Genomic DNA, 11,128 nt, shown 5'->3' with positions numbered 1-11,128 from the left:
GGACATGCAGAGCGTCGCGGTCCGGGTCCGCGTAGACGGCCACGCTCGCGATCCCGGCATCCCGGCAGGCCCGGGCCACGCGGACAGCGATTTCGCCACGGTTGGCGATGAGCACCTTGCGCACGATTGAGGCTCCCTCCTTGAAACAAGCCGAGTTTAGGGACTGGCTACACGGCACTACGACCCGTCCCCAGTGGTGAGCTTGCCCACACGGAGCGTGATGCCGGGCTCGCTCGATCCGCGAAATCCCTTGTCGCACCTCGGTACGCAGGACTCCTCTCGGAAACCCTAGCTCGCCCGTGTGGTCAAGGTCTCTGTAAGAGCGTGCTGCGGGCCACTCGGTTTCTTTGTGGAGTCCCTACGAATGGCCCAACGAATCTTTGCCGTCGGCAGAACCCTTGTCCCGGGGTTTACCCGTTAGTAGCGTTCGCGATGTCTCGTACGTACTTGAGGTAACAACAGCCTTGCCCGGCCCGCTCGGGCGGCAGTCGAAAGTGGGTGGGACCGGTGGTACGCAGACCGGTGGCATGGGTTGTGGCGGTCGTGCTCTTCGTCGAGGCGTTCGGCATCGCGGCGCTGAACTGGTTCCTGGGGATCGTCGTCGACCGGCAGGACATGTCCCTGGCCGGCCTCGACCCCGACATGATGTCGGTGTCCTCGAAGATCGGCGGAGTCGTCTTCGGCCTCTACTTCGCCCTGTGCGGCCTGGTCGCGCTCCTCGTGGCGATCCGCAACCGCCCGGCGGCCGGCTTCGGGCGCATCCTGCTGATCAGCGCGGCCGTGGTGCACGGGCTGCTGGGGGCGTTCGTGTGGGGGCTGGTGGGCTGGACCGCGTTCCTGTTCATGGTGGTCGTCCTCGCACTCATCGTGCTGCTCCTGATGACGTACGACAGCCCGGCCGAACCCACCGACCATGGGGGCAAGGGCGGGGGAGACTCCCCTGTCACTTCTCCGCCGGCGCCCACAACTCCGTGATGCCGACGCCCAGCTGGGCGAGCAGCCGGCGGACGAGGGGCAGGCTGATGCCGATCACATTGCCGTGGTCGCCGTCGATGCCGTCGATGAACGGCGCGCTGCGGCCGTCGAGCGTGAACGCCCCCGCGACATGGAGGGGTTCGCCCGAGGCGACATAGGCGGCGATCTCCTCGTCGGAGGGTTCGCCGAAGCGGACGACGGTGGAGGCGGTACCGGACGCGTACCGCTTGCTCGCCGTGTCCCAGACGCAGTGCCCCGTCTGCAGAACGCCCGCCCGGCCGCGCATCGACTTCCAGCGGGCCGTCGCCTCCTCGGCGTCCGCGGGCTTGCCCAGGGCCTCGCCGTCCAGCTCCAGCACGGAGTCGCAGCCGATCACCAGAGCGCCGTGCGCCTCCGGCCTGGCGGCGACGACGGAGGCCTTGGCCTCTGCGAGGGCGAGGGCGAGTTCGGCCGGGGTGGGGGCGGTCACGGCGTCCTCGTCGACGCCGCTCACGATGACCTCGGGGTCCAGTCCGGCCTGGCGCAGGAGGTTCAGTCGGGCGGGGGACTTGGAGGCGAGGATGAGGCGGCGGGGCGCGTCTGTCATGCGGTCAGCGTAGCCGCGCCGCGGGGGAGCGGCAGTTACCTCAGCCCGATCACGATCATGATGAGGATCATGGCCAGTGCCATGAGAACGCCCAGGCGTCGCAACATGTCCTGCATGTCGCGGAGTTCCTTGGGGGGCTCGTTCTCAGGGTCGGACCAGAGCATGCCACTAGCGTGGGGCTGGGCGTTGGGGCGGCGCCTGAGTATGCGTACTCAAGTTATTGGCCCGCAGCCGGTTCGTTGTCGGCTGCGGGCCGGTGGGGGCTTGTCGCGCCCACGCGGCGGAGCCGCAAATCGATACAGCCCCGCGCCCCTAAATGCCCATGGCTTAGCCCGGCCAGTAAGTGCGGGTCCATGCCGTCGGGCCCGGCTGGGGCAGGCGGTGGGACGCGATCCTTGCCGGGTCCGACCAGGAGTCCTTGTCCCGTGTCGCGCCGGGCGGGATGGAGGATTCCGCCGCGGCGCGGGCTCTGACCACCGCCAGGGCGGCGGCCAGTTCCTCCGGGGTGGGGTTGCCCCGTACGACCTTGATCGTCACAACGACTCCTAGAGGGGGATGTTGCCGTGCTTCTTCGGGGGGAGGGACTCGCGCTTGGTGCGTAGCTGGCGCAGGCCGCGTACGACGTGGCGGCGCGTTTCGGACGGCATGATCACGGAGTCGATGTAGCCGCGCTCGGCCGCGATGTAGGGGCTGAGGAGGGCGTCCTCGTACTCCTGGATCAGGCGGGCGCGGGTGGCTTCCACGTCGCCGTTCGCCTCGGCCTCGGCGATGGTGCGGCGGTGCAGGATGTTGACCGCGCCCTGGGCGCCCATGACGGCGATCTGGGCGGTCGGCCAGGCGAGGTTGAGGTCCGCGCCGAGGTGCTTGGAGCCCATGACGTCGTAGGCGCCGCCGAAGGCCTTGCGGGTGATGACGGTGATGAGGGGGACCGTCGCCTCCGCGTAGGCGTAGATGAGCTTGGCGCCGCGGCGGATGATGCCGGTGTGCTCCTGGTCGACGCCGGGGAGGAAGCCCGGCACGTCGACGAAGGTGATGACCGGGATGTTGAAGGCGTCGCAGGTGCGCACGAAGCGCGCGGCCTTCTCGCTCGCGTCGATGTCGAGGCAGCCCGCGAACTGCATCGGCTGGTTGGCGACGATGCCGACCGGGTGGCCCTCCACCCGCCCGAACCCGGTGAGGATGTTCGGGGCGAAGAGCGCCTGCGTCTCGAAGAACTCGGCGTCGTCCAGGACGTGTTCGATCACCGTGTGCATGTCGTACGGCTGGTTCGCGCTGTCCGGCACGATCGTGTCCAGCTCAAGGTCCTCGTCCGTGACGGCGAGGTCCGCCTCCTCCGGGAAGACCGGCGCCTCGGAGAGGTTGTTGGACGGCAGGTACGACAGCAGCTGCTTGACGTACTCGATGGCGTCCTTCTCGTCCCCGGCCATGTGATGGGCCACGCCGGACGTGGAGTTGTGGGTGCGGGCGCCGCCCAGCTCCTCGAAGCCGACGTCCTCGCCGGTGACCGTCTTGATGACGTCCGGGCCGGTGATGAACATGTGCGAGGTCTGGTCGACCATCACCGTGAAGTCGGTGATCGCGGGGGAGTAGACGGCGCCGCCCGCGCACGGGCCCACGACCAGGCTGATCTGCGGGATCACACCGCTCGCGTGGGTGTTGCGGCGGAAGATCTCGCCGTACGCGCCGAGGGAGGCGACGCCCTCCTGGATGCGGGCGCCGCCGGAGTCGTTGATGCCGATGACCGGGCAGCCGGTCTTCAGCGCGAAGTCCATCACCTTGACGATCTTCTGGCCGTAGACCTCGCCGAGGGCGCCGCCGAAGACGGTGAAGTCCTGGGAGAAGACCGCGACCGGGCGGCCGTCGACCGTGCCGTAGCCGGTCACGACGCCGTCGCCGTAGGGGCGGTTGGCCTCCAGGCCGAAGTTCGTCGACCGGTGCCGGGCGAACTCGTCCAGCTCGACGAAGGAGCCCTCGTCCAGGAGGAGTTCGATGCGCTCACGGGCCGTCAACTTGCCCTTGGCGTGCTGCTTTTCGACGGCACGTGCGGAGCCGGCGTGCGTCGCCTCGTCAATACGACGCTGGAGATCCGCGAGCTTGCCCGCGGTGGTGTGAATGTCGGTCGCTTCCGGCTCGGACATCGGGATCGCGGCTCCCTGCCTGCTCAAAAGGGGGGACGGTTACTCATCCGTAGAGTAGTGGCGGCGCTACGAATCAGCAGTGCGGCGTTTCACACACCTAGGGTGGCTTGCATGACGCCGCGAGATGCATCAGACGACAGCCGTTGGTCCGACCTGGACCGGCCTCCGCTCAATGCCACCGCGCTGCGGCGCGGGCTGGTGCGGGAGGGCGGGCTGTGGCGCGAGGTGGAGGTGGTGCAGAGCACCGGCTCCACCAACTCCGACCTGGTCGCCCTGGCGGGCGCGGGCAAGGCGGGCGAGGGTGCGGTCCTGGTCGCGGAGGAGCAGACCGCCGGGCGGGGCCGGCTGGACCGCCAGTGGACGGCACCGGCCCGCTCGGGCCTCTTCTTCTCCGTGCTGCTGAAGCCGGGCGGGGTGCCGGTCGCCCGCTGGGGCTGGCTGCCGCTGCTCACCGGGGTCGCCGTGGCGACCGGGCTGTCCCGCTCGGCGGGCGTGGACACGGCACTCAAGTGGCCCAACGACCTGCTCGTGTCCATCGGCGGCGAGGAGCGCAAGGCCGGCGGGATCCTCGCCGAACGGGCTGGGGACGACGCAGTGGTCGTCGGGGTCGGCATCAACGTCACGCTGCGTGAGAACGAGCTGCCGGTTCCCCAGGCGGGCTCGCTGGCCCTCGCCGGGGCGGTGAGCACGGACCGCGATCCCCTGCTCAGGGCGATGCTGCGGTCCCTGGAGGAGTGGTACGGGCGCTGGCGGGACGCGGGCGGCGATCCGGCGGCCAGCGGTCTGCAGGAGACGTACGCGGCGGGTTGCGCGACTCTGGGGAGGACCGTGCGGGCCGAGCTGCCGGGTGACCGGTCGCTGGTCGGCGAGGCGGTGGCTGTCGACGGCGACGGGAGGCTGGTGATCGCCACCGAGGACGGGGTGCAGGAGCCGGTGGGCGCGGGAGACATCGTTCACTTGCGGCCGGCGTGAGTGATTCCAGCCCGTCCGGCGTTTGAGGACGAGGCCTTTCGGGCCGAAGCGGGGGTCTGGGGGCCGCAGGCCCCCAGCGACGCCCGCACCGGTGCCGGGTGCCTTCACCCACGTCGGGAGTGAGGTAGGGCACACCTGCCGTACAGTTGAGGCCGGTCGATACCTGACCGTGGCAGATCGGAAGGGCAGCAGGCGTGACCGTCGACGACACGGGCTCCGGCACGGGCGCGGACGGCCGGGTGGACCCCCACGCCGCCGATCCCGTCGAGGACCCCCTCGCCCTGCGCCTGGAGCACCTGATCCTCGGCGCCGAGCGGCGCTACACCCCCTTCCAGGCGGCCCGCAGCGCGGGCGTCTCCGTGGAGCTGGCCACCCGCTTCTGGCGGGCGATGGGCTTCGCCGACATCGGCCAGGCCAAGGCGCTCACCGAGGCCGACGTACTGGCGCTGCGCCGCCTCTCCGGCCTCGTCGAGGCGGGCCTGCTGAGCGAGGCGATGGCCGTGCAGGTCGCCCGCTCCACCGGCCAGACCACGGCACGCCTCGCCGAGTGGCAGATCGACTCCTTCCTGGAAGGCCTGACCGAGCCCCCGGAACCGGGCATGACCCGCACCGAGGTGACGTACCCGATCGTCGAACTGCTCCTGCCCGAACTGGAGGAGTTCCTCGTCTACGTCTGGCGGCGCCAGCTCGCCGCCTCGGCCGGCCGGGTCATCCAGGCCGCCGACGACGAGGAAATGGTCGACCGGCGCCTGGCCGTCGGCTTCGCCGACCTGGTCGGCTTCACCCGCCTCACCCGCCGTATGGAGGAGGAGGAACTCGGCGAACTCGTCGAGGCCTTCGAGACGACCTGCGCCGATCTGGTCGCCGCGCACGGCGGACGGCTCATCAAGACCCTCGGCGACGAGGTGCTGTACGCGGCGGACGACTGCGGGGTCGCCGCCGAGATCGCGCTGCGGCTCATCGAGACGATGGCGAACGACGAGACGATGCCCGAACTGCGCGTCGGCATCGCCTTCGGCACGGTGACCACCCGGATGGGCGACGTCTTCGGTACGACGGTGAACCTCGCCTCCCGGCTGACGTCCATAGCCCCGCGCGACGCCGTCCTCGTCGACGCCGACTTCGCTCAGGAACTCATCCGCACCGCCGAGGCGCCGGCCTCCGAGGCGGACGCGGCCGAGGCCGCCGCGGCCGCGGAGAAGGAGGGCGAGGAGCCTCCGGCGTACCGTTTCGCGCTCCAGCCGATGTGGCAGCGGCCGGTGCGGGGGCTTGGCGTGGTCGAGCCGTGGCTGCTTACGCGGCGGGGCTGAGCGCCCCGCCCGGGATCTGCCGGTTGCGGCTCCGCCGCGGGGCGGTGATGGGTCGTCTTTCGGCTGCGGCGCCGTCGTGGCTGGTCGCGCAGTTCCCCGCGCCCCTTTAGGGCGCGGCCAGCGGGTTTGTGCACAGGCCGATGACTGGCACGCACAGACCGGGGTCGTGCGTATCGCTCCGCCGCGGGGTGGGCGGGGGCGTGGTCCGGCCCGGTGTCGGAGTCGGCTGTGGGGCGGGGGCCGTCGTCGCGGGCGGCTGTGAACTGGTCGTGGGGGACGGGGAGTTCGGCGTGACCGGGATGGTCGTGGTGCCGGGAGCGGCCGCAGGGTCCGGGGGTGTGGTCGGGGTCTGCAGGGCTACGAGATGCGCCGTCGGCGTCGCACTCGCTCCGCCCATCACCGAGGTCGCCGACGGACTCACCCGCGGTACGGCATCGACGGCGGCGACAGCATGGCCCGGCCGGTCGCTGCCGGGATCCTGGCGGGGATCGGCCTCCGCGGTCCCGGCCGCGCCGACCCCCGATTCGGGTGTCATCCGTACGAGGCTCAGCACACCGGCGGCCAGCGCCAGCCCGCCGGCGGCGAACAGCAGCTTGCGGGGGCGGGGCCTGCGATGCCGGCCGCGCCTCACCGATGTCTCCGCCGTCACGATCATCACGACTCTCCCCCTTGCAGGCGCGCCCCCTGTGCGCCGTGGCGGAGGCACGGTATGCGCTCCTGTGGGCGGTGCAAGGGGAGTTGGGCGGGATGTCACCCGAACGGGGACAACGGGACGAAACCCTGCGATGATCGGGCCGAAGGTTGTTAACCCGCGTTAACCGGAGGGTGTCATGGGCGAGGAGCGGTACGGCGAGTTCGTGGCGGTGCGGCGGCACGGCGACGGGGGAGCCGGGGACGTCGGGCATGTCGCGGAGCTCGTCCTCGACCGGCCCAAGGCCATGAACGCCGTCTCGACCGGGATGGCGCAGTCGATCGCCGGGGCGTGCGCGGCGCTCGGCGCGGACCGTGACGTACGGGTGGTCGTGGTGACGTCCACGCATGAGCGGGCGTTCTGTGTCGGGGCGGACCTGAAGGAGCGCAACTCCTTCACCGACGCCGATCTGGTCCGGCAGCGGCCGGTCTCGCGGGGCGCCTACACCGGGGTGCTGGAGCTGCCGGTGCCGACGATCGCCGCGGTGCACGGGTTCGCCCTGGGCGGGGGCTTCGAGCTGGCGCTGTCCTGCGACCTGATCGTGGCCGACCGTACGGCCGTGGTGGGGCTGCCGGAGGTGTCCGTCGGGGTCATTCCGGGCGGTGGCGGTACGCAGCTGCTGCCGCGGCGCGTGGGGGTGGCGCGGGCAGCCGAGCTGATCTTCACCGCCAGGCGTCTGGAGGCCGCGGAGGCACGGGAGTTGGGGCTCGTGGACGAACTGGTGGAGGAGGGGCAGGACCGGGCGGAGGCACTGTCGCTGGCCGCACGCATCGCTGCGAACTCACCGGTCGGCCTGCGGGCCGCCAAGCGGGCGCTGCGGCTCGGCCAGGGGCTGGATCTGCGGGCCGGACTGGAGGTCGAGGATGCGGCATGGCGGTCGGTGGCGTTCTCGGGGGACCGGGCGGAGGGGGTGGCGGCGTTCAATGAGAAGCGGAAGCCGCAGTGGCCGGGGGAGTAACACCTTTTAGCTGCCGGTCACGGCATGTCAGCCCGTCCGGCGTTTGAGGACGAGGCCCCTTAAGGGCCGACACGGGGGTCTGGGGGCGGAGCCCCCAGGGCCGGTCACCCCACCGCCGTATCAATAGAACAAACCGCAAGAAACCTCCCTAACCTGGAGTAATGGGTGAGGACAAGCGGCTCGCAGCCGTCGTCGCGCTGGCGCAGGGCATGGCCGCAGCCCACGGCTCGCGCGAGGCGTGGCGTGCGGCGGCGGCCGGGGCGTGCCGGGCACTCGGCGGGAGCTTCGCCGCGTTGTCGGTGTGGGAGCGGGAGCTCGGCCGGCTGCGGGTCCTTGCGAATGTGGGGGAGCGGGCCGAGGGGGAGGAGGAGTTCCCGGAGGACGAGTCGTACCCCGTGCACCAGTTCCCCGAGATCACCGAGTTCCTGCACGAGCGGTGGGCCGGCGGCGGCGAGCCCGACGCATGGGTCGAGACGGCGCAGGGGCCCGCCGCGGGCGGCCGCCCCGGCTATGTCCACCAGCGCGTCGCCGCCCTCCGCCGCCGCGGCCGCGGCTGCTGCGTCGTCGCCCCGATCGTGCTGCACGGGCGCGCGTGGGGGGAGCTCTATGTCGCCCGCCCCGCCGGTGCCCCCGTCTTCGGCCGGGCCGACGCCGACTTCGCCACCGTTCTGGCGGCCGTCGTCGCCGCCGGGCTCGCCCAGGCCGAGCGGCTGGAGGAGGCGAGACGGCTCGCCTACACCGACGCCCTCACCGGCCTCGCCAACCGCCGCGCCGTCGACGTCAAGCTGGACGAGGCCGTCGAGCGGCACCGCGCGGACGGCACGGTCGTCAGCCTCGTCGTCTGCGATCTGAACGGCCTCAAGCGCGTCAACGACACCCAGGGACATGCCGTCGGCGACCGCCTCCTCGAACGCTTCGGCTCCGTCCTCTCGCTGTGCGGCGCGATGCTGCCGGGGGCGCTGGCCGCGCGGCTCGGCGGGGATGAGTTCTGTCTGCTTGCTGTTGGTCCGTCCGCCGACGAGGCCGTCAAGGCTGCGGATGAACTGTGCCGCCGGGCCGCCGAGTTGGAACTCGGGGACGGCGTCGCGTGCGGGGTGGCTTCCACCGAGGATGCGATTGGTCCGGTGCGGTCGGCTCGCCGTCTGTTCCGGCTCGCCGATGCGGCGCAGTACCGGGCGAAGGCGCTCCGTGCGGAGAAGCCCGTGGTCGCGGGGCGTGAGGGCCCCGACGACCCCGTCATGCGGCTGGCCGACACGCCTTCGCCGCAGGGGCCGTCCGAGCGGCGGCGGTTCCGGGGGCGGCCAGGCTGACGTACTGGGGGCTGCCGCCCCCAGGCCCCCGCTTCGGCCTTAAGGGGCCTCGTCCTCAAACGCCGGACGGGCTGGCAATGTGTAAGGGGCGTACCTCTGCCCCGGTAGTGACATCTTCGTCTTCACTGCGTACGCTCCTGAATATGGATATGCACACTGTGGTGGTGGGGACGTCCGGGGTGACCGCGTCCGACGTTCTCGCCGTGGCGCGCGACGGCGCCCGGGTCGAGCTTTCCGCGGAGGCGGTGGCGGCCCTCGCCGCCGCCCGCGAGATCGTGGACGCGCTGGCGGCCAAGCCCGAGCCCGTCTACGGCGTCAGCACCGGCTTCGGCGCCCTGGCGACCCGGCACATCAGCCAGGAGCTGCGCGCCCAGCTGCAGCGCAACATCGTCCGCTCGCACGCCGCGGGGCTCGGTCCGCGGGTGGAGCGGGAGGTCGTACGGGCCCTGATGTTCCTGCGGCTCAAGACCGTCTGCTCGGGGCACACGGGGGTGCGGCCGGAGGTCGCGCAGACCATGGCCGACGTTCTCAACGCAGGGATCACGCCCGTCGTCCACGAGTACGGCTCCCTCGGCTGCTCCGGCGACCTCGCGCCCCTCTCCCACTGCGCCCTCACGCTCATGGGCGAGGGGGAGGCGGAAGGGCCGGACGGGACGGTGCGCCCCGCCGGTGAACTGCTCGCCGAGCACGGGATCGCCCCCGTCGAGCTGCGCGAGAAGGAAGGCCTCGCCCTCCTCAACGGCACCGACGGCATGCTCGGCATGCTGGTCATGGCCCTCGCCGACCTGGACTCCCTCTACAAGTCCGCCGACATCACGGCCGCCCTGTCGATGGAAGCGCTCCTCGGGACGGACAAGGTCCTCGCCCCCGAGCTGCACGCCATCCGCCCGCATCCGGGGCAGGGGGCGTCCGCCGCCAACATGCTTGCCGTGCTCAAGGGTTCGGAGCTCACCGGGCACCACCAGGACGACGCCCCGCGTGTCCAGGACGCCTACTCGGTGCGCTGTGCCCCGCAGGTCGCCGGTGCCGGACGGGACACCATGGCGCATGCCCGGCTCGTCGCCGAGCGGGAGTTGGCCTCGGCCGTCGACAATCCTGTGGTGCTGCCCGACGGGCGCGTCGAGTCCAACGGCAACTTCCATGGCGCCCCGGTGGCGTACGTGCTCGACTTCCTCGCCATCGCCGCCGCGGACCTCGCGTCCATCGCCGAGCGCCGCACCGACCGGCTGCTGGACAAGAACCGCAGCCACGGCCTGCCGCCGTTCCTGGCCGACGACGCCGGTGTGGACTCCGGGCTGATGATCGCCCAGTACACGCAGGCCGCACTGGTGAGTGAGATGAAGCGGCTGGCGGTACCCGCGTCCGCCGACTCGATCCCCTCCTCCGCCATGCAGGAGGACCACGTCTCCATGGGCTGGTCCGCCGCCCGCAAGCTGCGCACCGCCGTCGACAACCTCACGCGTGTGGTCGCCATCGAGCTGTACGCCGCCACGCGTGCGATCGAGCTGCGCGAGGGTCTGGCCCCGGCGCCCGCCTCGCAGGCGGCCATTACGGCCGTACGGGCGGCGGGAGTCGAGGGGCCCGGTCCGGACCGGTTCCTCGCGCCCGACCTCGCCGCCGCGGACGCGTTCGTGCGCGACGGGCGTCTGGTCGCCGCGGTGGAGCGTGTGACGGGACCGCTCGCCTGACCGCTCTTGTACGTACGAGGGCCGCCGTCGTCTCCCCCCGGCGGCGGCCCTCATCCGACGTCGGCGGACGAACGTCGAGCGAACTCAGAAACCGAGGCGTTCCCGGCGCACCGAATACGTCACGAACCCGGCGCCGATCCCGAGGAACAGGGTGCCGCCGATGACGTACGGAGTCGTGTCGAGGCTTCCCGTGTCGGCGAGTTGGGTCTCGGTGCCGGAGGCGTCCGTGGTCTCCGACGCGGCCCGCGCCTGCGTGGTGACCTGCGAGGCCGGGGTCGCCGAGGCAGCTGTTCTCGCCGGCTCGTCCCCGGTCGCCTTGGCGGAGGGAACAAACCACAGGGCGCACAGGACGGTGCCTGCGGCGGTGGCGGTCAGCAACGGACGGCGAGCGGATGACACGGAATATCGATCCCCTTGTGGCGCTGGCGAATTGGCCGTGTGGAGCGATGTTAGTGAAAGTCGCGGGTCACAGGAAAGTCACGGGAGCCCTGGGCCTTACG

13 protein-coding genes are annotated in these 11,128 nt (G+C 71.5%); 6 read left to right on the top strand and 7 right to left on the bottom strand.

What is annotated here, in order from left to right; translation table 11 throughout:
- Nucleotides 1-124: biotin carboxylase N-terminal domain-containing protein (locus P2Q00_RS33300; RefSeq protein WP_146166841.1), on the bottom strand; the 124-nt coding region annotated here is incomplete at its 3' end.
- A gap of 383 nt (nt 125-507) precedes the next feature.
- Between P2Q00_RS33300 and P2Q00_RS33295 the strand changes: the two genes are divergently transcribed.
- Nucleotides 508-975, top strand: a complete 468-nt coding sequence (locus tag P2Q00_RS33295) for a hypothetical protein (RefSeq protein ID WP_275777227.1) — start codon at nt 508-510, stop codon at nt 973-975.
- Here the strand turns inward: P2Q00_RS33295 and P2Q00_RS33290 are convergent.
- From P2Q00_RS33290 to P2Q00_RS33275, 4 genes are all read right to left on the bottom strand, one after another.
- Entirely contained in the window at nt 944-1,561 is a 618-nt protein-coding gene (locus P2Q00_RS33290; RefSeq protein WP_275777225.1) for a Maf family protein, read from the bottom strand. The genes P2Q00_RS33295 and P2Q00_RS33290 overlap by 32 nt on opposite strands.
- Before the next feature lie 35 nt (nt 1,562-1,596).
- Nucleotides 1,597-1,725 carry a morphogenic membrane protein MmpB gene (gene mmpB, locus P2Q00_RS33285; RefSeq protein ID WP_275777224.1) on the bottom strand — a complete coding sequence of 43 codons (129 nt, stop codon included), beginning with the start codon at nt 1,723-1,725 and terminating at the stop codon, nt 1,597-1,599.
- Nucleotides 1,726-1,888: 163 nt separating this feature from the next.
- Complete coding sequence (locus P2Q00_RS33280) at nt 1,889-2,098, bottom strand: acyl-CoA carboxylase epsilon subunit (RefSeq protein ID WP_275777222.1); 210 nt, start codon at nt 2,096-2,098, stop codon at nt 1,889-1,891.
- An 8-nt stretch (nt 2,099-2,106) separates the two neighbouring features.
- Complete coding sequence (locus P2Q00_RS33275; protein WP_275777220.1) at nt 2,107-3,699, bottom strand: acyl-CoA carboxylase subunit beta; 1,593 nt, start codon at nt 3,697-3,699, stop codon at nt 2,107-2,109.
- A gap of 111 nt (nt 3,700-3,810) precedes the next feature.
- Here P2Q00_RS33275 and P2Q00_RS33270 point away from each other — a divergent pair, with 111 nt between their 5' ends.
- Nucleotides 3,811-4,671 carry a biotin--[acetyl-CoA-carboxylase] ligase gene (locus tag P2Q00_RS33270; RefSeq protein ID WP_275777218.1) on the top strand — a complete coding sequence of 287 codons (861 nt, stop codon included), beginning with the start codon at nt 3,811-3,813 and terminating at the stop codon, nt 4,669-4,671.
- Nucleotides 4,672-4,865: 194 nt separating this feature from the next.
- Nucleotides 4,866-5,981 carry an adenylate/guanylate cyclase domain-containing protein gene (locus tag P2Q00_RS33265; RefSeq protein WP_275777215.1) on the top strand — a complete coding sequence of 372 codons (1,116 nt, stop codon included), beginning with the start codon at nt 4,866-4,868 and terminating at the stop codon, nt 5,979-5,981.
- A gap of 106 nt (nt 5,982-6,087) precedes the next feature.
- On the opposite strand, the gene P2Q00_RS33260 is transcribed toward P2Q00_RS33265, so the two are convergent.
- Complete coding sequence (locus P2Q00_RS33260) at nt 6,088-6,636, bottom strand: hypothetical protein (RefSeq protein WP_275777256.1); 549 nt, start codon at nt 6,634-6,636, stop codon at nt 6,088-6,090.
- 175 nt (nt 6,637-6,811) lie between these two features.
- On the opposite strand from P2Q00_RS33260, the gene P2Q00_RS33255 reads away from it, so the two are divergent.
- The 3 genes from P2Q00_RS33255 (at nt 6,812) to hutH (ending at nt 10,628) form a co-directional block, all read left to right on the top strand.
- Nucleotides 6,812-7,630, top strand: a complete 819-nt coding sequence (locus P2Q00_RS33255) for an enoyl-CoA hydratase/isomerase family protein (RefSeq protein ID WP_275777214.1) — start codon at nt 6,812-6,814, stop codon at nt 7,628-7,630.
- Nucleotides 7,631-7,791: 161 nt separating this feature from the next.
- Nucleotides 7,792-8,940, top strand: a complete 1,149-nt coding sequence (locus tag P2Q00_RS33250; protein WP_275777212.1) for a GGDEF domain-containing protein — start codon at nt 7,792-7,794, stop codon at nt 8,938-8,940.
- 149 nt (nt 8,941-9,089) lie between these two features.
- Nucleotides 9,090-10,628: a histidine ammonia-lyase gene (gene hutH / locus P2Q00_RS33245; protein ID WP_275777254.1), complete on the top strand. Its 1,539-nt coding sequence runs from the start codon at nt 9,090-9,092 to the stop codon at nt 10,626-10,628.
- A gap of 84 nt (nt 10,629-10,712) precedes the next feature.
- On the opposite strand, the gene P2Q00_RS33240 is transcribed toward hutH, so the two are convergent.
- The gene (locus P2Q00_RS33240; protein WP_275777209.1) at nt 10,713-11,027 is read right to left on the bottom strand and encodes a hypothetical protein; all 315 of its coding nucleotides are present in this window, start codon (nt 11,025-11,027) and stop codon (nt 10,713-10,715) included.
- Between the last annotated feature and the right edge of the window lie 101 nt (nt 11,028-11,128).

Origin of the sequence: Streptomyces coacervatus, assembly GCF_029223485.1 — a bacterium.
GTDB lineage: Bacteria > Actinomycetota > Actinomycetes > Streptomycetales > Streptomycetaceae > Streptomyces > Streptomyces coacervatus.
This window is presented reverse-complemented; position numbering and strand designations above follow the sequence as displayed.

Bases quoted from the DNA above. Each gene is read 5' to 3' on its own strand.
- P2Q00_RS33290 (WP_275777225.1), bottom strand. From the start codon at position 1,561: ATGACAGACGCGCCCCGCCGCCTCATCCTCGCCTCCAAGTCCCCCGCC.
- mmpB (WP_275777224.1), bottom strand. From the start codon at position 1,725: ATGCTCTGGTCCGACCCTGAGAACGAGCCCCCCAAGGAACTCCGCGAC.
- P2Q00_RS33275 (WP_275777220.1), bottom strand. From the start codon at position 3,699: ATGTCCGAGCCGGAAGCGACCGACATTCACACCACCGCGGGCAAGCTC.
- P2Q00_RS33270 (WP_275777218.1), top strand. From the start codon at position 3,811: ATGACGCCGCGAGATGCATCAGACGACAGCCGTTGGTCCGACCTGGAC.
- P2Q00_RS33260 (WP_275777256.1), bottom strand. From the start codon at position 6,636: ATGATCGTGACGGCGGAGACATCGGTGAGGCGCGGCCGGCATCGCAGG.
- P2Q00_RS33255 (WP_275777214.1), top strand. From the start codon at position 6,812: ATGGGCGAGGAGCGGTACGGCGAGTTCGTGGCGGTGCGGCGGCACGGC.
- P2Q00_RS33250 (WP_275777212.1), top strand. From the start codon at position 7,792: ATGGGTGAGGACAAGCGGCTCGCAGCCGTCGTCGCGCTGGCGCAGGGC.
- hutH (WP_275777254.1), top strand. From the start codon at position 9,090: ATGCACACTGTGGTGGTGGGGACGTCCGGGGTGACCGCGTCCGACGTT.